Origin of the sequence: Massilia sp. TS11, assembly GCF_022012445.1 — a bacterium.
Taxonomy (GTDB): Bacteria; Pseudomonadota; Gammaproteobacteria; order Burkholderiales; family Burkholderiaceae_D; genus Telluria.
This window is the reverse complement of the sequence record NZ_JAKLTS010000002.1, coordinates 401,788-421,775: the sequence shown is the minus strand read 5'-3', so window position 1 is coordinate 421,775 and position 19,988 is coordinate 401,788. Positions and strand designations below refer to the sequence as shown.

Annotated in this window: 11 protein-coding genes; 4 read left to right on the top strand and 7 right to left on the bottom strand. The window is 66.4% G+C overall.

The genetic code is table 11. The features are described from left to right. Window positions 1–74: 74 nt before the first annotated feature. The 7 genes from LZ005_RS05235 to LZ005_RS05205 are packed head-to-tail and all read right to left on the bottom strand — an operon-like array spanning window position 75 to window position 11,951. The gene (locus LZ005_RS05235; RefSeq protein ID WP_237805383.1) at window positions 75–1,697 is read right to left on the bottom strand and encodes an alpha-amylase family glycosyl hydrolase; all 1,623 of its coding nucleotides are present in this window, start codon (window positions 1,695–1,697) and stop codon (window positions 75–77) included. A 3-nt stretch (window positions 1,698–1,700) separates the two neighbouring features. Next, window positions 1,701–3,149, bottom strand: coding sequence for a glycogen synthase GlgA (gene glgA / locus LZ005_RS05230; RefSeq protein WP_237805536.1), 1,449 nt, complete (start codon window positions 3,147–3,149; stop codon window positions 1,701–1,703). 11 nt (window positions 3,150–3,160) lie between these two features. Next, entirely contained in the window at window positions 3,161–4,432 is a 1,272-nt protein-coding gene (gene glgC / locus LZ005_RS05225; protein WP_237805381.1) for a glucose-1-phosphate adenylyltransferase, read from the bottom strand. Window positions 4,433–4,443: 11 nt separating this feature from the next. Then, entirely contained in the window at window positions 4,444–6,075 is a 1,632-nt protein-coding gene (locus LZ005_RS05220; protein ID WP_237805379.1) for an alpha-D-glucose phosphate-specific phosphoglucomutase, read from the bottom strand. After that, entirely contained in the window at window positions 6,072–8,135 is a 2,064-nt protein-coding gene (glgX, locus tag LZ005_RS05215) for a glycogen debranching protein GlgX (RefSeq protein ID WP_237805377.1), read from the bottom strand. The genes LZ005_RS05220 and glgX overlap by 4 nt, the downstream gene beginning before the upstream one ends. Window position 8,136: 1 nt before the next feature. Beyond that, window positions 8,137–9,477 carry an MFS transporter gene (locus LZ005_RS05210; RefSeq protein WP_237805375.1) on the bottom strand — a complete coding sequence of 447 codons (1,341 nt, stop codon included), beginning with the start codon at window positions 9,475–9,477 and terminating at the stop codon, window positions 8,137–8,139. Between the two features lie 41 nt (window positions 9,478–9,518). Then, window positions 9,519–11,951: a glycoside hydrolase family 31 protein gene (locus LZ005_RS05205; RefSeq protein ID WP_237805373.1), complete on the bottom strand. Its 2,433-nt coding sequence runs from the start codon at window positions 11,949–11,951 to the stop codon at window positions 9,519–9,521. Window positions 11,952–12,138: 187 nt separating this feature from the next. Between LZ005_RS05205 and LZ005_RS05200 the strand changes: the two genes are divergently transcribed. The 4 genes from LZ005_RS05200 to malQ are packed head-to-tail and all read left to right on the top strand — an operon-like array spanning window position 12,139 to window position 19,571. Further along, entirely contained in the window at window positions 12,139–13,416 is a 1,278-nt protein-coding gene (locus LZ005_RS05200; RefSeq protein ID WP_237805371.1) for an MFS transporter, read from the top strand. A gap of 9 nt (window positions 13,417–13,425) precedes the next feature. After that, the gene (gene glgB, locus LZ005_RS05195) at window positions 13,426–15,585 is read left to right on the top strand and encodes a 1,4-alpha-glucan branching protein GlgB (RefSeq protein WP_237805369.1); all 2,160 of its coding nucleotides are present in this window, start codon (window positions 13,426–13,428) and stop codon (window positions 15,583–15,585) included. Between the two features lie 27 nt (window positions 15,586–15,612). Continuing rightward, window positions 15,613–18,063: a glycogen/starch/alpha-glucan phosphorylase gene (locus LZ005_RS05190; RefSeq protein WP_237805367.1), complete on the top strand. Its 2,451-nt coding sequence runs from the start codon at window positions 15,613–15,615 to the stop codon at window positions 18,061–18,063. A gap of 23 nt (window positions 18,064–18,086) precedes the next feature. Next, complete coding sequence (gene malQ / locus LZ005_RS05185) at window positions 18,087–19,571, top strand: 4-alpha-glucanotransferase (RefSeq protein ID WP_237805365.1); 1,485 nt, start codon at window positions 18,087–18,089, stop codon at window positions 19,569–19,571. The last annotated feature ends 417 nt before the right edge of the window (window positions 19,572–19,988 follow it).

The window sequence follows — 19,988 nt, the reverse complement described above, 5'->3', positions numbered from 1 at the left end:
AGACCACTTTTGCCGCCATCTAGGCCAAAAGGACTAGGCGCGCCCGTGCCGACTGTTGCAAAATTGCCGCAAGTTCAATCCGCCGCCAGCAGCACGGCGCGGCCCGGCCGGCTCAGGCGCACCTGCCCGTCCTGCACGCGCAGCTGCTCGCCGCTGTAGTGGTCACGCAGCAGCTGGCCCTCGGCGAATACGCCTGCCACCGGCAGCTGCACGGCTTGGCCCGGCACGGTGTCGAGCGCGACCACCACCTGATCCGCGCCGAGCTTGCGGGCGAAGGTATAGGGCGCCTGCGCCAGGCGCTGGTGGCTGCCGGCGCCAATGGCCGGGTGGGCCTGGCGGAAGCGGCCCAGCTTGGACCAGTGCGCGCGCACGGCCTGCACTTCCGGGTCGCGCGCCAGCGCATCCCAGTTCATGAAGGAGCGCAGATGGGCGTCACCCTGGGCGCCGGCCACCTGCAGCACGCGCGCCGTTTCGTCGCCGTAGTAGATCTGGGCCGCGCCCGGCGCGAGCAGCAGCTTGTTGGCCGATTCATAGGGCTTGCGGCGCAGGGCGTCAAACGGCGCGCCATCGTCGTGTGAACTCAGATAATTGAGCACCCACAGGCCACGCCCGGGCGTGTGCAGTTCACGCGCATAGCTCGAGAACAGGGTCTCGTAGTCGGCCTGGGCGTCGGTCTTGAGCGTGAAGTTGATCATGCTGTCGAAACCAACGGCGCGGTAGTTGATCTTCTGCGCGCCGATGGCGAAGGCCAGACCATCGCGGATGCCGTAGTTATAGACTTCGGCCGTCATGTAAAAGGGCAGATCGCCGGGCGCCTTGCCGGGATTGGCGCGCTTCCAGTCCTCATAGGCGCGGCTGGCCTCCTGCTTGAGGGCCAGCCAGACTTCGGGCTCCACGTGCTTGACGGTGTCGGCGCGGAAGCCGTCGAAGCCAAAAGTGCGCACCCAGTCGGCATGCCATTTGATCAGGTAATTGCGCGGCGCGCGCGCCAGGCCGGTGCGGGCGAAGAAGGCGTCGAGCGACTGCATTTCACGTTCGTAGCGGCCCTCGGCACGCCATTTGGCGGCCAGGAAGGGCGGCACCTCCACCGGACCATCGGACTCGGTCCGGATGTCGGGCAGGTTCTTCACCAGCGTGCAGCGCACCGTGCCCGGCACGTCCTTGAAATCGCAAACGGGACTGGTGCGCACCCAGCCGGCCGGCCACACCGGGTCCTGCTCGGTGACGGGGCCGGTGTGGTTCATCACCACGTCGAGCAGCACGCGCAGGCCGTGGGCGTGGGCGGTGTCGACCAGTTCGTGCAGATCGGCCGCGCTGCCCAGATTGGCGTCGATGGCGGTGAAGTCGCGCGGCCAATAGCCATGAAAGCCGTAGGAGCGGCCGGTTCCCTCGTCGGTGGCGCCATGGATCTGCTCCGACGGCGGCGTGATCCACAAGGCGTCGACACCGAGTTCGGTGAAGTAGCCCGCCTTGATCTTGGCCGTGATGCCCTTGAAGTCACCGCCCTCATAACCACGCGCCGGCGCCGCATTGCGCTGGCGTCCGTAAGCCAGGTCGTTGGCCGGGTCGCCGTTGGCGAAGCGGTCGGTCAGCATGAAGTAGACGGTGGCGTTCTCCCAGCGGAAGGGCTGGGCCGGCGCGGCGACGGCGCTGACGAAGGCGAGGCTGAGGGCAAGGGCAAGTGCGGTGGTCTTCATTGTTTAGGGAGTGATGTCCTGATAAAGGCGGAGGTAGTGGGCAGCGGCGTCATCCCAGCCAACCGGCTGGCGCATGGCGCGCTCCTGCACGTGCGCCCAGTCGGCGGAACGCCGCCACAGGGCCTGCACGCGCCGCAGCGCCGCGCCCAGGGCGGCCTGCGTGAAGGCGTCGAAACAAAAACCGGTGCTGCGCGTATCCAGGTCTTCGAGCGTGGCGTCGACCACGGTATCGGCCAGGCCACCGACGCGCCGCACCAGCGGCAGCGCGCCGTAGCGCAGGCCGTACAACTGGGTCAGGCCGCAGGGCTCGTAGCGCGACGGGACCAGGCAGACGTCGCCGCCGGCGAACATGCGGTGGGCCAGGTCCTCGTCATAGCCGATGCGCACAGCGACCTGGCCCGCATGGGTGTTGGCGGCGGCGCGCAGCGCGTGCTCGTAGCGGGCCTCGCCGCTGCCCAGCACCAGCAGCTGGCTGCCGCTGGCGACGATCTCGGGCAAGGCGCCCAGCAGCAGTTGCACGCCCTTCTGCTCGGTCAGTCGGCTGACCATCACGAACAGCGGCGCGCCGTCCCGCACCTGCAGGCCGCACTCCTGCTGCAGCGCGCGTTTGCAGGCGCCCTTGCCGCGCCGGTCGAGCGGATTGTAATTGGCGGCGATGCGCGCATCGCTGGCCGGGTCCCAGACCACGCCGTCGATGCCATTGAGGATGCCGTGCAGGTCGCGCGCACGCGCGCGCAGCAGGCCATCGAGGCCGCAGCCCTGCTCGGGCGTGGCGATCTCGCGCCCATAGCTGGGGCTGACGGTAGTGAGCTTGTCGGCGTAATACAGGCCGGCCTTCAGGAAGGACACCTGGCCGTAGAACTCCAGGCCCTCGATGCCGTAGAAATCGCCGGGCAGGCCAAGCTGGCCGAACACCTCCTCGGCAAAGCTGCCCTGATACGCGAGGTTGTGCACGGTGAAGACGGTGCCGGCCAGTGCGCGCCCGGTGGCGCGGCGCGCGGCCGCCACATAAGCCGGCGCCAGGCCGGCGTGCCAGTCGTGGCAGTGCAGGACGCAGGGCTGCCAGTGCGGGTCCAGGCCCTGGCACAGGCGCGCCGCCACCCAGCCCAGCAGGGCAAAGCGCAGCGCGTTGTCGGCATAGGGCAGGCCGTTCGCGTCCGCATACGGATTGCCGGGCCGTTCGTACAGGGCGGGCGCGGCGATCACATAGGCCGTCAGGCCATCGGCCAGCTGCCCGCGCAGCAGGCGCGCATCGCGCACGCCAAAGCGCGGCGGCAGCACGGCCACCGGCATCAGCGCGTGCACGCCGGCGAGAATCGCGGGCAGGCCGGGCAGCAGCAGGCGCGCGTCGCACTGGCCAAGCTGGGCGCGCGGCAAAGCGCCCGTCACATCGGCCAGGCCGCCCGTCTTCAGCAGCGGATAGACCTCGGTGCAGACGTGCAGGACGGGCAGGCGCGGATCGCTCATAGGCGCGCCATCATGGCTGCCGTGACCAGCACCACGCCATCGGCCGTGCGGTAGAAGCGGCGCGCATCGAGCTCGGGATCCTCGCCGATGACCATGCCTTCGGGGATGGTGACGCTGCGGTCGACCACCACCTTGCGCAGGCGGCAGTGCGGCTTGACTTCGCAGGAAGGCAGCAGCACCACCTGATCGAGCTGGCAGAACGAGGCCACGCGCACGTTATAAAACAGGACCGAGTTGGCCACCGTCGAGCCCTGCACGATGCAGCCGCCCGAGACCAGGGTGTTGACCGTCACCCCGTGCTGGCCGTGTTCGTCGAAAATGAATTTGGCCGGCGGCAGCTGCGACTGGTAGGTCCAGATCGGCCAGTCGCGGTCGTACAGATTGAGTTCGGGCGAGATCGTGGCCAGGTCCATATTGGCGGCCCAGAACGCGTCCACCGTGCCGACATCGCGCCAATAGCCGCTCGCTCCCGGCGCCGGCGGCACGCAGGACAGGCCGAACGCATGGGCCGCGGCCGCGCCCTCCCCGACCACGCGCGGGATGATGTCCTTGCCAAAATCGTGGGACGACTGGGGATTGGCGATATCGTCCTCGAGCAGTTGGTACAGGTAATCGGCATTGAAGACATAGATGCCCATCGACGCCAGACAGCTGTCCGGCCGCTCGGGATTGGGCACCGGCGCGGCCGGCTTTTCAACAAAGCTGGTGATGCGCATCTGCGCATCGACGCCCATCACACCGAACGCCGCAGCCTGCTCGAGCGGCACGTCGATGGCGCCGACCGTGCAGCGCGCCCCGCGCCGGTAATGGTCGAGCAGCATCAGCGAATAGTCCATCTTGTAGATATGGTCGCCGGCCAGCACGAGCACATAATCGGGCTTGTAGGAGCGCAGAATGTCGAGGTTCTGGTAAACCGCATCGGCCGTGCCGCGGTACCAGTGCTCCTCGTCCACGCGCTGCTGGGCCGGCAGCAGGTCCATGAATTCGTTCAGCTCCCCGCGCAGGAAGCTCCAGCCGCGCTGCAGGTGGCGCAGCAGCGAATGCGATTTGTACTGGGTGACCACGCCAATGCGGCGGATGCCGGAATTGAGGCAGTTGGACAGCACGAAATCGATGATGCGGAATTTGCCGCCAAAGTAGACGGCCGGTTTGGCACGGCTGGCGGTCAGCGGGCCCAGGCGCGAACCGCGTCCGCCCGCCAGCACCAGGGCCACCGTGCGCTTGGGCAGCTGGCGCGCCAGTGCCGCGTCGGTCAGGGTGGCGTCCATGATGCGTCTCCTCAGGTGATGACAGTCGGATGCAGGCGGCCGGTGTGGATGCGGATGCCGGCCAGGCCCTCGGCAATGGCGATCAGGCCGGCCAGCGCCTGCTGGGTCGGCAGGAAGTGCTGGGCCGGATCGGCCTCGAAACGTTCGAGGTAGAGCCGCAGGGTGGCGCCCTCGGTGCCCGTGCCCGACAGGCGCAGCACGATGCGCGCCCCATCGGCCATCACGATGCGCACGCCCTGCTGTTCGGACACCGACTGGTCGACCGGGTCCTCGTAGCGGAAATCGTCGGCGAAGGCGACCGTGTAGTCGCCCAGCTTCTGCCCGGCGAGGCTGGCGCAGCGTTCGCGCAGGGCCGCCATCAGGGACTGGGCGGCGGCGCTGTCGATGCCCTCGTAATCGTGGCGCGAATAGTAGTTGCGGCCAAAGCGCGCCCAGTGTTCATGCACGAGCTGCTTGACCGACTTGCCGCTCACGGCCAGCAGGTTCAGCCAGAACAGCACGGCCCAGACGCCGTCCTTTTCGCGCATATGGCTGGAACTGGTGCCATAGCTCTCCTCGCCGCACAGGCTGACCATGCCGGCGTCGAGCAGATTGCCGAAGAACTTCCAGCCGGTCGGCGTTTCGTAGCACGGCAGGCCAAGGGCCTTGGCGACGCGGTCCACCGCGCACGAGGTCGGCATCGAACGGGCCACGCCGCGCAGGCCGGCACGGTAGCCGGGTACCAGATGGGCCTGGGCGGCCAGCACGGCCAGACTGTCGGACGGGCTGACATCGAAGCCCTGGCCGAGGATCAGATTGCGGTCGGCGTCACCGTCCGAGGCGGCGCCGAAGTCGGGTGCATCGGCCGCGTCCATGCGCGCGATCAGCTCGGCCGCGTTGACGGGGTTGGGATCGGGGTGGCCGCCGCCAAAGTCTTCGAGCGGCACGGCATGGATCACACTGCCGGCCGGTGCGCCCAGATGGCCTTCGAAAATCGCCTGGGCGTAGGGGCCGGACACGGCATGCATGGCGTCGAAGCACATGCGAAAGCCACTGCGGAACAGGGCGCGGATGGCGTCGAAGTCGAACAGCTCGCTCATCAGCGCTGCATAGTCCTCGACCGGGTCGATCACCTGCACGCGCATGCCGTCGATTTCGGTGTCGCCGATGGCGTCGATATCGATCGGCGCATGGTCGCTGATGCGGTAGTGGTCGATGCCCTGGGTGTAGCGGTAGATGGTATCGGTCAGGGCCTCGGGCGCCGGGCCACCGTTGCCGGTGTTGTACTTGATACCGAAGTCGCCATCCGGGCCGCCCGGGTTGTGGCTGGCCGACAGGATGATGCCACCGAAGGCGCCGTATTTGCGGATCAGGCAGCTCGCGGCCGGGGTCGACAGCAGGCCACCGCGCCCCAGCAGCACATGCCCGAAGCCATGCGCGGCCGCCATCCGCAAAATCGTCTGCACGGCATGGCGGTTGTGGTAGCGGCCATCGCCGCCGAGCACCAGGGTGGCGCCAGCGGCCGGGCCGATCGCATGGAAGATCGCCTGGACGAAGTTCTCGAGATAATTCGGCTGCTGAAAAATGCCGACCTTTTTGCGCAGGCCCGAGGTGCCGGGCTTCTGTCCCGCATAGGGCTGGGTGGCGACGGTGACGATGCTCATGAATCCTTCCTTTCGTGCTGGACGGCCAGCACCAGCGCATGGGCGGGCACATCGGCCTCGGCCCCCAGCCCGCGCGCACCGGCATGCGGGTCGCTCGTGTCGAGCAGGGCCGTCCACTGCCCCGGCGGCAGGCTAAAGCGGGTATCGGCCGCCTCCGCGTTAATCAGCAGCAGGCAGGGCTCGGCCCCGCCCAGCCGGATGGCGATGCGGCGCCGGCCATGCTGCCAGTCGTGTTCGGTCAGTGGCTGGGCCTGTTCGCCGAGCCAGACGATGTCGGCATCGCGCGCGCAGCCGGCCGCGCCGGTGAACCACAGTGTGTGGCGCAGGGCCGGGTAGCGCTGGCGCAGTGTGATCAAGGATGCCACAAAGGCGAGCAGACCCCGATCCGCTTGCTCCCAATCAAGCCAGGTCGTCACATTGTCCTGGCAGTAGGCGTTGTTATTGCCGTTCTGCGTGTGGCCGAGTTCGTCCCCGCCCAGCAGCATCGGCGTCCCCTGCGAGAAGATCAGCGTGGCCAGCAGGGCGCGCTGCAGGCGAGCGCGCAGGCGCAGCACATGCAGGTCGGTGCTCGGGCCTTCCACGCCGCAGTTGTTCGAGCGGTTGTGGTTGTGGCCGTCGCGGTTGTCCTCGCCATTGGGCAGATTGTGCTTCTCGTTGTAGCTGACCAGATCGCGCAGCGTGAAACCGTCGTGGGCGCTGATGAAGTTCACGCTGGCCGAGGGCGCGCGCCCGTCGCGCCGGAACAGATCGCTGGAGGCCGAGAAGCGGCGCGCGAATTCGCCAAGCGAACTCGGATGCCCGAGCCAGAAGGCGCGCATGGTGTCGCGGTACTGGTCGTTCCATTCGCACCAGCCGGGCTGGAAATTGCCGACCTGGTAGCCGCCCGGGCCGATGTCCCAGGGCTCGGCGATCAGCTTGACGCGCGCCAACACCGGGTCCTGGGCCACGGCCGACAGGAAGGCGCCGTGGCGCTGGAAGCCGGCACTGGTGCGTGCCAGGGCCGGCGCCAGATCGAAACGGAAACCATCCACATGGTAGTGCTCGACCCAGTAGCGCAGCGAATCCAGCACCAGCTGCAGCACGCGCGGCTGCTCGAGATTCAGGGTATTGCCGCAGCCGGTCCAGTTTTCGTAATAGGCCGGCGCGCAGGGCTTGAGGTGATAGTAGAGCGCATTGTCGATGCCGCGCAGGCTGAAGGTCGGGCCGCGCTCGTCGCCCTCGGCCGTGTGGTTGTAGACGACGTCGAGCAGCACCTCGATGCCGCGCGCATGCAGGGCGCGGATCGCCGACTTCAGCTCGCTGGCGGCGCTGGTGCCGGGCCGGCCCGACCAGTAGCGCGGCTCGGGCGCGAAGAAACCGACCGTGTTGTAGCCCCAGTAGTTGGACAGCCCCAATTCGAGCAGGCGCGGCTCGTCCGCGCGCGCATGCAGCGGCAGCAGCGACACGGCCGTGACGCCAAGCGCCTGCAGGTGGTCGAGCACGGGCGCTTCGGCCAGGGCCGCATAGCTGCCGCGCACGGCCGGCGCGAGCTGCGGGTGGCGCGCGCTCAGGCCCTTCAGGTGCACTTCGTACAGCACGCTGCGTTCGATCGGGATGCGCGGCGGGCGGTCATCGCCCCAGTCGAAGTCCTCGGCCACCACCCTGCCCTTGAGGGCCTCGCGGCCATTGTCGACCGGGTCGGGCTGATCGGGGTCGCTGGCCAGGTGGGCACGAAAACTCTCCTGCCCCAGATAACGGCCTACCACCTCGCGCGCATACGGGTCGAGCAGCAGTTTATTGGGATTGAAGCGCAGGCCGCGCTGCGGCGCGAACGGGCCATGCACGCGGTAGCCATACAGCTGGCCCGGACCGATGCCGGCCACATGGCCATGCCAGACGCCGTTGCTGCAGCAAGGCAGCGTCAGGCGCGTTTCCTGATCGCCGTCGAACAGGCAGAGGTCCACCCGTTCGGCATGTGGCGCCACCAGCGCGAAGTTGACGCCGCCGGCAGCGGGCAGCGCCCCCAGTGGATAGGCCTGCACGCCTGTGACTGCCAGCGCTGCGGCAGGCCGCTTGCCCATCTCAGCCCGCCACCGCGCCAGCCGGCGCCTCGGCCGTGTCGGCCACGCGGTCCTGCACCAGCAGGCAGAGCACGCCAGCGAGGATCATCGAACAGCCGCCCAGCACCAAGGTCAGCACAGTATGGCCGCCGAACAGGTGCTTGGTGAACCAGCCGAGCAGCAGGCCGCTGACGATCTGGGGAATCACGATGAAGAAGTTAAACACGCCCATGTAGTAGCCCATCTTATTGGCCGGCAGCGCGCCCACCAGGATGGCATACGGCATGGTCAGGATGCTGGCCCAGGCCAGGCCGACGCCGACCATCGGCAGCAGCAGCATCTGCTTGCTGGCGATGAAGAAGATGCTGACCAGGCTGAGGCCGCCGATCACGAGGCAGGCCATGTGCACGCCACGCCGGCTGATGCGCTGGGCCGCCAGCGGCAGCAGGAAGGCGGCCAGGGCCGACACGCCGTTGTAGACGGCGAACATGGTGCCGACCCAGTTGCCGGCATCCTGGAAAGCGGCCGACTGCGCATCGGTCGTATGCCAGACATTGTCGGCGATGCCCGAGGTCGTGTAGATCCACATGGCGAACAGGGCGATCCAGCTGAAGAACTGCACCACGGCCAGCTGCACCATGGTCTTGGGCATGCGCGTGAAGCCCTGCAGGATCTCGCCGATCGCGTGGCCCAGGCCGCCGCGCTGGGCCGCCAGGGCGGCCGGATCGGCGGGCGGGGTTTCGTCGCTGCTCCACACGGTCCACATGACGGCGCTGAAATAGGCCAGCGCGCCCGCATAGAAGGCGTAGCGCACAGTCTCGGGGATGCCGCCGTTGACCGGCACATTCGAATAGCCGAGCGCATCGAACAGCGAGGGCAGCAGCGAGGCGATCACGGCGCCGCAGCCGATCATGAAGGTCTGCATGGCGAAGCCGGCCGTCTGCTGGCTGCTATTGAGCTTGTCGCCGACGAAGGCGCGGAACGGCTCCATCGAGACATTGATCGAGGCGTCCATCATCCACAGCACAGCCACGGCCATCCACAGCGAGGCCGAATTCGGCATCAGCACCAGGGCCAGCGAGGCCAGCAGCGCGCCGATGAAGAAGAAGGGGCGGCGGCGGCCCCAGCGCGGGTGCCAGGTGTTGTCGGACAGGTAGCCGATGATCGGCTGCACCAGCAGGCCGGTCACCGGCGCGGCCAGCCAGAAGAAGGCCAGATCGTCGGGATTGGCGCCCAGGGTGCTGAAGATGCGGCTGGTATTCGAGTTCTGCAGCGCGAAGCCGAACTGGATGCCGAAGAAGCCGACACTCATATTCCAGATTTGCCAGAATGTGAGGCGCGGTTTGATGAACTGATTCTGCATTGCGTGTCTCCGGTGGGTCGGGCGCTGGAGCGCCCTTGTGCTTAATAAGTGATGCTGAATGCCGTGCGCGGATGGTCGATCACCACGCGCGCGACCGCCGCGCGCTCGGGCTGATCCTCACCCAGCATGGCGGCGCTGCCGGCCGTCACGGCCAGCTCCTGCCCGTCGCGCTGCAGACGGGGCGCCGCGCCAAAGCCGTGCAGTACCAGTTCGACGCGCGTGAAGCGGCTGTCGTAGCGGCCCTCCACGGCGCCGAAGCTGATCTGGCGGCGCGCCGGGTCCATGCCGATACTGCGCGCGTAGTAGCCGCCCTGCTCGTAGGCGAAGCTGCTGCCGTCGTCTTCATAATAGCGGAAGCTGGACGCCTGCTCGCCGCGGTACAGGTGCAGCACCAGGGTCGGCGCGGGCTGCTCGGCCGTGCTCTGAATCTGCGACTGCATCGGAATGATGGCGCCGGCCTTGACGAAGACGGGCAGACGGGTCGGCGCCAGTTCCAGCAGCTGCTCGCGGCCGCCGGCGTGCGCGGCATCGGTGTAGAAGTCGTACCAGGCCCCGGCCGGCAGATACAGCTTGCCGAAACGGGCCGTACTCTCGAAGGGCGCGACCAGCAGGCTGGGACCGAACAGATACTGGTTCTCGAAGTCGCGCGCATACACGTGGGCGTCGTGCGTGTAGTCGATCGCCAGCGAGCGCATGACCGGCAGGCCGCTGCTGCTGGCCTCGTGGAAGGCCGCGTACAGGTAGGGCAGCAGGCGGTAGCGCAGGTTGATATAGCTGCGCACATTGTTCAGCACATCCTCGCCGAAGGTCCAGGGCTCGGCGGCCTTGGTGTCATAGCCCGAGTGGTTGCGGAAGTAAGGCGTGAAAGCGCCCAGCTGCATCCAGCGCGCGTACAGGCCCTGACTGGGCGAGCCGATGAAGCCGCCGATGTCCATCCCGGTGAAGGCCAGGCCCGACAGGCCCAGGCTATTGAGCAGGCGCACGCCGAGCAGCATATGGCTGTCGCTGGCCGTGTTATCGCCGGTCCACAGGGCCGAATAGCGCTGGGTGCCGGCGAAACCGGAGCGCGTCAGCAGGAACGGGCGCTGGCCGGTCGCCGCCTTCATGCCCTCGTAGCTGGCGCGCGTCATATTCAGCGCATAGACATTGCGCGCCTGGCGGTGGGTGGTCGGCTGGCCGTCGAAATCGAACAGCAGATTGTTCGGCATCGCCTGGCCCCATGTGGAAATCTCGTTCATGTCGTTCCACAGGCCGGCGACACCGGCGCGCGCATAGGCGCCGACCTCATTGGCCCACCAGGCGCGCCCCTTGGCCGCCGTGAAGTCGGGGAAGAAGCACCAGCCGGGCCAGACTTCGCCGCTGTACGGACTGCCGTCCGGGTATTTCACATACACGTCCTTGGCCAGGCCGCGCTCGAAGCTTGCGTAGCCGCTTTCCTGCTTGACGCCGGGATCGACGATCACGGTCAGCTTCAGGCCGAGGGCCGCGAGGCGCTGTGCCATTCCGGCCGGATCGGGGAAGCGTTGGCGGTCCCAGGTGAAGACCTTGTACTGGTCCATGTAGTGGATGTCGAGCGTGATGCCATCGGCCGGGATACGCTTCTCGCGCAGCGTGTGGGCGACGCGCATGACGTCCGTCTCGCTCATATAGCTGTAGCGGTTCTGCTGGTAGCCCAGGCTCCACAAGGGCGGCAGCGGCATGCGCCCGGTCAGCCAGGTGTAGCTGCGCAGGATGCCGGCCACGTCGGGATCGGTGATCAGGTAGTAGTCCATCTCGCCGCCCTGGGCCGAGAAGGACGCGAAGCGGCGGTTGGAGGCGCCGAAATTGAAGTCGCTGCGGTAGCTGTTATCGAAGAACAGGCCGTAGGCGAGCCCGTGGTGCACACCAATATAGAAGGGGATGGTGGCGTACAGCGGGTCGGTCTCGTTGGTGTAGCGGAAGGCGTCGGTATTCCAGTTGCTGTAGGCGCTGCCGCGCCGGTCGAGGCTGCCCCCCTTCTCGCCCAGGCCGAGGAAACGCTCGCCTTCCTGCAGGCTCTTGTAGGTGGCCACTTCCTCGCCGATCCAGCTGCTGCCCAGGCCGGGCTCGTCCCGGTTGATCAGCTTGCCATCGGGGCTGTAGACGGCCACCGCAAACGGCTGGCGCGCGATGCGCGCCGTGTAGCCGCTCGTGCGGATCACGATTTCCTGCGCATCCTGGCTGATGCTGGCGCCGGCCGCCTGCGGCTTGGCCACCACCGCATACGAATGGTCGGGACCGAGCGCCTGCCTGGCGATGCGCACGCGCAGCACGGTCGGGCTGTAGGGCGTGATCTCGACCTGGGCATGCTCGGTGCGCAGGCGCAGTTGCTGGCCCTGAATACTGACGGCCTGTACGGCGCCGACCGGCAGCACCGGGCCCGGCGCCGCTGCGGCCGTCAGCAGCCAGGAAGAAAACACCAGGCCCAAGGCCAGACTTGCCGCTTTTTTGTGCATGATGGGACTGTAATCTTCCTGCCAGGAATAGTCGATGTAGCAAAATAACACGCGCAAACACCCCTGTCAAACCAGGCATTTTCATAGGGACCATGCGGGGCGCAGGGATTTCAGGGAATCATTTTTGTAGTCAAACAACAGACTTTTGAGGCACAATACGCAGTACGACAACAATCAGGGGACACCCATGCTTGAGATGCAAAAGAGACTGAGCCCGGCTTTCTACGCCCTCATCAGCCTGCCTTCGACGGCGATGGGCTTTGCCCTGTGCATCCAGATCTCCGCGCTGAGCTGGCTGCTGTCCACCAAATACAATCTGAAGATCGACGAGATCGGCATCGTCTGGGCCTCGGGCCCGCTGGCTGGCATTCTTGGCCAGGTCCTGATCGGCATTATTTCCGACAAGGCCTGGTTCTGGGGCGGCCGGCGCCGGCCCTTCATCCTGATCGGCGGGGTGCTGGCCTCGCTGATGCTGTTCCTGCTGCCGCGCATCGATGTGGTGTCCAACCTGCTGGGCATCGGCAATATTCTGGTGGTGGCGGTGATCATCGCCGTCACGCTCGACCTGGCCATCAATATCAGCTTCAACCCGACCCGCGCCATCATCGCCGATGTCACGCCCGACGGCCCGCCGCGCCTCAAGGGCTATACCTGGATGCAGACCATCTCCGGCTTCTGGGGCGTGGCCGCGTATGTGATCGGCGGCCAGCTCGACAACTACATGCTGATCAATGTCGGCATCGTGCTGGTGTTCCTGTTCTCGGTGCTGCCGATGTTCTTCATCGAGGAGCCGCGCCAGCTCGAAGCCGAAGTCAGCGCCGCCAAGAGCGCCACCGACTGGGGCCAGCTGTGGCGCATCTATGTGGCGCACGGCCTGTCATGGGTCGGCGCCCAGAGCATGTTCGTCTACATCATCGCCTTCATCCAGCAGCATCTGATCGCGGCCGATGCGGCCAAAGAGCTCGCCTCGGCCCAGGCCGGCCAGATCATCGGCAATTCCTTCGCCATCATGAGCACGGTCGGCTTCCTGCTGCCGGCCTTCGTGTTCGGCCCGCTGGCCCTGAAGATCGGGCGCGTCCGCGTGCAGGTGCTGAGCCTGGCCATCATGGCCGCCGCCTATTTCCTGATCGCCTTCACGGCGCGCACGGCCGGCCAGATGTATGCGCTGATGGCCATGGTCGGGGTCGGCTGGGCGGCCATCGTCTCGCTGCCGTTTGCCATCATGAGCGAGAAGGTCGACCGCAGCCGCATGGGCTTCTTCATGGGCATCTTCAATCTGTCGGTGGTGCTGCCCCAGCTGTTTGCCAGCCTGGTGCTCGGCCGCGTGATCGCCGCCGCCCAGGACAAGGCCGTGGTGTTCGAATTGTGCGGCGCCTGCCTGGCCGCTTCCGCCGTACTCTGGCTGCTGGTGAAGGACAACGCGTCGCCGGCCGCGGCCACGGCGGCACCGGCGGCGGCGCACTGAGGAGGCTCCATGCTCGACGCATCGACACTTCAGGCCCTGCAGGCCGGCCAGCATGGCGACCCGTTCGCCGTGCTCGGCATGCACAGCGTGGACGGCAAGCTGTGTGTGCGTGCCCTGCTGCCGGGCGCGGCGACCGTCAAGGTGGTCGACGAGAACAGCGGCAAAACGGTGGCCAGCCTGGCCCGCATTGGCGGCACCGATCTGTTTGAAGGCGTGCTCGCGCGCCGCAAGCATCCTTTCCCCTACCATCTGCTGGTCGACTGGGGCCAGGGCGAGCAGGCCCTGCACGACCCCTATCGCTTCGGCCCGGTGCTGGGCGAGCTCGATGTCTGGCTGCTGTCCGAAGGCACGCACAACCGCCCGTTCGAAAAGATGGGCGCCCACCCGGCCAGCATGGAAGGCGTGCCAGGCACCGCCTTTGCCGTCTGGGCGCCGACCGCACATCGGGTGTCGGTGGTCGGCGACTTCAACCAGTGGGACGGGCGCCGCCATGTGATGCGCCTGCGCCGCGAGTGCGGCGTGTGGGAGATGTTCGTGCCCCAGGTGCAGGCCGGCGACCTGTATAAATTCGAGATCCTCGCCGCCAGCGGCGAAGTGCTGCTCAAGGCCGACCCCTTCGCCCTGCGCGCCCAACTGCGCCCGGACACCGCCTCGGTCGTGGCCACGCTGCCGCCCGCGGCCCCGGCCAGCGCCGCGCGCCAGGCCGCCATCGGCACGGGCGCCGCCGTCAGCATCTATGAAGTGCACCTGGGCTCCTGGCGCCGCCATGCCGACGGCCGCTGGCTCAGCTACCGCGAACTGGGCGAACAGCTGATTCCCTATGCGAAGGAGATGGGCTTCACCCACCTCGAACTGATGCCGGTGAACGAGCACCCGTTCGACGGCTCCTGGGGCTACCAGCCGACCGGCATGTACGCGCCGACCGCGCGTTTCGGCACGCCCGAGGACTTCCGCGCCTTCATCGATGCCTGCCATGCGGCTGGCCTCGGCGTGATTCTCGACTGGGTGCCCGGCCACTTTCCGACCGACGCCTTTGGCCTTGGCCGCTTCGACGGCACCTGTCTGTTCGAACACGCCGACCCGCGCGAAGGCTTCCATCAGGACTGGAACACCCTGATCTACAACTACGGCCGGCGCGAGGTGGCCAATTTCCTGGTCGGCAATGCCCTGTTCTGGACCGAGCGCTATGGCATCGACGCCCTGCGCGTGGACGCGGTCGCCTCTATGCTCTACCGCGACTACAGCCGCAAGGAAGGCGAATGGGTGCCGAACATCCACGGCGGGCGCGAGAACCTGGAGGCCATCGCCTTCCTGCGCCGGGTGAACACGGTGCTCGGCGCCGAACGCCCGCAGGCCGTGACGATGGCCGAGGAATCGACCTCCTTCCCGCAAGTGTCGCGCCCCGTCCATGATGGCGGGCTCGGCTTCGGCTACAAGTGGAATATGGGCTGGATGCACGACACGCTCGAGTACATGAAGAAGGACCCGCTCTACCGTGCCCACCACCACGACCAGATGACCTTCGGCCTGGTCTACGCCTTCAGTGAGAATTTTGTGCTGCCCCTGTCGCATGACGAAGTCGTGCACGGCAAAGGCAGCCTGATCGGCAAGATGCCAGGCGACACCTGGCAGCGCTTTGCCAACCTGCGCGCTTATTACGGCTTCATGTGGGGCCATCCGGGTAAGAAGCTGCTGTTCATGGGCGGCGAATTCGCGCAGTTCGCCGAATGGAACCATGACCGCAGCCTGGACTGGCAGCTGCTGGGCGATCCCCAGCACCAGGGCGTGCAGCGCCTAGTGAAAGACCTGAACGCGGTCTACACCGCCTACCCGGCCCTGCATGCACGCGATTGCGATCCGCGCGGCTTCGCCTGGATCGCGCATGACGACCGCGCCAATTCGGTGCTGTCCTTCGTGCGCTACGACGAGCAAGGCGACTTCGTCATCGTCGTCTGTAACTTCACGCCCGTGGTCCGCCACGGCTACCGCATCGGGGTGCCGGCCGCCGGCCGCTACCGCGAAATCATCAACACCGATGCCAGCATCTATGGCGGCAGCGGGGTCGGCAATGGCGACCTGCACACGGAGGCCATCGGCGCCCACGGGCAGGCCGACTCGCTGGCCCTGACGCTGCCGCCGCTGGCCACCGTGATGCTCAAGCTGAGCTGAACAGAACCACCCGATCAGGAAAGACTGATGAAAAAAGCCAAATTCGAATTCGACCACCTGTCCAATGACGCCGGCTCGCTCCAGCGCGCCATCGCCAACAAGCTGGTGTACGCCATCGGCAAGGACCCGGCCGCCGCCCAGCCCGAGGACTGGCTCAACGCGACCGCCCTGACCGTGCGCGACCGCCTGGTCGAACGCTGGATGGAAACCACGCGCGCCCAGTACGCGCAGGACGTCAAGCGCGTGTACTACCTGTCGATGGAATTCCTGATCGGGCGCACCTTCACCAATGCCCTGCTGGCCCTGGGCGTGTACGAGGAAGTCAAGGAGGCGCTGGCCAAGCTGGGTGTGGACTTCGATCAGATCGCCAACCTGGAACCGGACGCCGCCCTCGGCAATGGCGGCCTGGGCCGCCTGGCCGCCTGCTTCCTCGATTCGATGGCCACGCTCGGCATCGCCGGCTTCGGCTATGGCATCCGCTATGACTACGGCATGTTCCGCCAGACCATCGTCGACGGCCGCCAGGTCGAAACGCCCGACTACTGGCTCAAGGGCGGCAATCCGTGGGAATTCCCGCGCCCCGAGGTGACCTACCGCGTGCGCTTCGGCGGCCACACCGAACAGGGTCCGGACGGCGTGCGCTGGGTCGACACCCAGGACGTGCTGGCCATGGCCTATGACACCATCATCCCCGGCTACGCAACCAAGGCCACCAATACCCTGCGCCTGTGGAGCGCCAAGGCCTCGGCCGAAATCAACCTGTCGGCCTTTAACACCGGCCGCTACATGGACGCCGTCGAGGAAAAGAACCACTCCGAGAACGTCAGCCGGGTGCTGTATCCCGACGATTCGACCCTGTCCGGACGCGAGCTGCGCCTGCGCCAGGAATACTTCTTCTGCTCGGCCTCGCTGCAGGATCTGATCCGCCGCTACCTGTCGACCCACGAGAACTTCGACAAGCTGGCCGACAAAGTCTCGATCCACCTGAACGACACCCACCCGGTGCTGGCCATCCCCGAACTGATGCGCCTGCTGATCGACGAGCACGGCCTGGCCTGGGACCGCGCCTGGGCCCTGTCGCAGCAGATCTTCAGCTACACCAACCACACGCTGATGGCCGAGGCGCTCGAGACCTGGCCGGTGGAAATGCTGGCGCGCGTGCTGCCGCGCCACCTGCAGATCATCTTCGAAATCAATGCCCATTTCCTGCATGCCGTGGCCGAGCGCTTCGGCCAGGACAATATGCTGATGCGCCGCATTTCCCTGATCGATGAAAGCGGCGAACGGCGCGTGCGCATGGGCTATCTGGCCGTCGTGGCCAGCCACAAGATCAATGGCGTCTCGGCCCTGCACTCGGACCTGATGACACAGTCGATCTTCGCCGATTTCGCGCGCATCTTCCCGGAACGCTTCAACAACAAGACCAATGGCGTGACCCCGCGCCGCTGGCTGTCGCAGGCCAATCCCTGGCTGTCGGCCGCCATCGACAAGAAGATCGGCACCAGCTGGCGCCGTCATCTGGACGAGCTCTCGGGCCTGAAGAAGCTGGCCGATAACAAGCCCTTCCAGAAGAGCTTCCGCGCCGCCAAGCTGAAGAACAAGGAGCGCCTGGCCGACTGGATTCAGACCAACCTCGGCATCACGGTCGATCCGACCACGCTGTTCGACATCCAGGTCAAGCGCATCCACGAGTACAAGCGCCAGCTGCTGAACGTGCTGCATGTGATCGCGCGCTATAACCGCATCCTCGCCAATCCGGACGCCAACTGGCAGCCGCGCACCGTGATCTTCGCGGGCAAGGCCGCCTCGGCCTATGTGATGGCCAAGAACGTCATCAAGCTGATCAACGACGTCGCCGCCACCATCAACAACGACGCCCGCATCAAGGGCCTGCTGAAGGTGGTGTTCATCCCCAACTACAGCGTCAGCTTGGCCGAGATCATCATTCCGGCGGCCGATCTGTCCGAGCAGATTTCGACGGCCGGCACCGAAGCCTCGGGCACCGGCAATATGAAGTTCGGCCTGAACGGCGCACTGACCATCGGCACCCTCGATGGCGCCAACGTCGAAATGCGCGAGCAGGTCGGCGCCGACAACATCTTCATCTTCGGTAACACGGCCGATCAGGTCGAGGCCCTGCGCAACCAGGGCTACCACCCGCGCGCCTACTACGAGGCGAATGCCGAACTGCGCCAGGTGCTCGACAATATCCGCGACGGCGTGTTCTCGCCCGAGCAGCCGGACCGCTTCCAGGCGATTTTCGACACCCTCGTCAACTGGGGCGATAATTACCAGCTGCTGGCCGACTTCGCCAGCTATGTGACGACCCAGGAAGCCGTCGACGCCCTCTACCAGGACGGCGACGAATGGACGCGCAAGGCCATCCTCAACGTAGCCGGCATGGGCGCCTTCTCGTCCGACCGCACGATCGGCGAGTACGCCGACAGCATCTGGCGCGCCGCCCCGGTCCAGCTGTAATCAGAACGCATAAGGAGATCAGAATGAAACGCGCCTCGGGCATTGTCCTGCACCCGACTTCCCTCCCCGGCCGCTATGGCATTGGCGACCTGGGTGCGGCCGCCTACCGCTTTGTCGACTGGCTGGCCGCCGGCCACCAGAAGATCTGGCAGCTGCTGCCGCTGGGCCCGACCTCGTATGGCGATTCGCCCTACCAGTGCCTGTCTTCGATGGCCGGGAATACCCTGCTGATCTCGCTCGACCACCTGCAGGAGCAGGGCTTCCTCGACAGCGCCGATCTGGCCGAGGTGCCGCCCTTCCCCACCGAGGCGGTCGACTACGGCTGGGTGATCCCGTGGAAGAAGGCCCTGCTGGCCAAGGCCCACGGCGCCTTCGTGGCCAAGGCCACGCCCGGTCAGAAGAGCGCCTACGAGGCCTTCTGCAAGCGGCAGGACTACTGGCTCGAAGACTATGCGCGCTTCTGCGCGATCAAGGATGCGCACGATGGGCGCGCCTGGACCGAGTGGACGCCCGAGCTGCGCGCCCGCTGCCAGCCGCAGCTGAACGACTGGGCCGCCGCGCACGGGAGCGCGATCGATCTGCACCGCTGGCTGCAATTCGTGTTCTTCAGCCAGTGGGGCCAGCTCAAGCGCTATGCGAACGCCAAGGGCGTCGAGGTGATGGGTGATATCCCGATCTTCGTCGCCTTCGACAGCGCCGATACCTGGTCGCACCAGGATGAGTTCTATCTGAATGCCGACGGCAATCCGAGTGTCGTGGCTGGCGTGCCGCCCGACTATTTCAGCGCCACCGGCCAGCGCTGGGGCAATCCGCTCTACCGCTGGGACGTGATGCAGGCCAATGGCTATGCCTGGTGGAAGGACCGCATCCGCGCCCTGCTGGCCCAGGTCGACATCATCCGCATCGACCACTTCCGCGGTTTCGAGGCCTACTGGGAGATTCCGGCCAGCGAGCCGACGGCCGTGCATGGGCGCTGGGTCAAGGGGCCGGGCATCGACCTGTTCAATGCGATCAAGGCCGAGTTCGGCGAGATTCCGATCGTGGTTGAGGACCTGGGCGTGATCACCGAGGAAGTCAATGCGCTGCGTGATGGGGCCGGTTTCCCCGGCATGAAGATTTTCCAGTTCGGTTTCAGCGAGAACAATCCGTCCTTCCTGGCCCGCAACTACATCCCGCACAGCATCGCCTACACGGGCACGCATGACAATAACACCACGCGCGGCTGGTTTAAGACGATTCCCCAGCACGAGCGCGACCATGTCTGCCATTACTTCGGGCGCGGCTTTAATGAGGATGAGATCACGCCGGTGATGATCGAGGCGCTGTGGCAGTCGCCCGCCAACACGGTGCTGGCGCCGATGCAGGATGCCCTGAATCTGGGCGAGGAAGCACGCATGAACTTCCCCGGCAAGATGGGCGGGAACTGGGCCTGGCGCTATCGTGAGGAACAGCTGACGCCGGAGCTGGCGCAGTGGTTTGCGGGTATCACGGATGCGGCTGGGCGGTGATTGAGAGGGTGATGGTGGTTGCGGGTGGTGGATTAACGCGGGTCTGAAGACCCGCCCTACGACCCGCCCTACGACCCGTCCTACGACCCTCCCTACGATTTGCGCCGGTGAATGCGGGCGATGGATTTACGCGGGTCTAAAGACCCGCCCTACGACCTGGCGCTGGTACATGCGGCCGGTGAATTGGACCCGACGTACGACATTCGATGCGGTCGTAGGGCGGGTCTTCAGACCCGCGCATCGTTTCAATCACCGTTGTCAAGCCGTTCGACAAACCCAAGCACGCCCCCGCCACCAAATCCGGCGCATAGATTCCATTCCGAACGTAACGATGAAACGATGACCACGGCTTACCAAGCCATGTTTGACCGCGTTGCAGCGTACGTGGCGTCGTAGGGCGGGTCTTCAGACCCGCGC

Bases quoted from the DNA above. Each gene is read 5' to 3' on its own strand.
- glgB (WP_237805369.1), top strand. From the start codon at position 13,426: ATGCTCGACGCATCGACACTTCAGGCCCTGCAGGCCGGCCAGCATGGC.
- LZ005_RS05210 (WP_237805375.1), bottom strand. From the start codon at position 9,477: ATGCAGAATCAGTTCATCAAACCGCGCCTCACATTCTGGCAAATCTGG.
- LZ005_RS05205 (WP_237805373.1), bottom strand. From the start codon at position 11,951: ATGCACAAAAAAGCGGCAAGTCTGGCCTTGGGCCTGGTGTTTTCTTCC.
- glgC (WP_237805381.1), bottom strand. From the start codon at position 4,432: ATGGACGCCACCCTGACCGACGCGGCACTGGCGCGCCAGCTGCCCAAG.
- LZ005_RS05190 (WP_237805367.1), top strand. From the start codon at position 15,613: ATGAAAAAAGCCAAATTCGAATTCGACCACCTGTCCAATGACGCCGGC.
- malQ (WP_237805365.1), top strand. From the start codon at position 18,087: ATGAAACGCGCCTCGGGCATTGTCCTGCACCCGACTTCCCTCCCCGGC.
- LZ005_RS05235 (WP_237805383.1), bottom strand. From the start codon at position 1,697: ATGAAGACCACCGCACTTGCCCTTGCCCTCAGCCTCGCCTTCGTCAGC.
- glgX (WP_237805377.1), bottom strand. From the start codon at position 8,135: ATGGGCAAGCGGCCTGCCGCAGCGCTGGCAGTCACAGGCGTGCAGGCC.
- LZ005_RS05200 (WP_237805371.1), top strand. From the start codon at position 12,139: ATGCTTGAGATGCAAAAGAGACTGAGCCCGGCTTTCTACGCCCTCATC.
- LZ005_RS05220 (WP_237805379.1), bottom strand. From the start codon at position 6,075: ATGAGCATCGTCACCGTCGCCACCCAGCCCTATGCGGGACAGAAGCCC.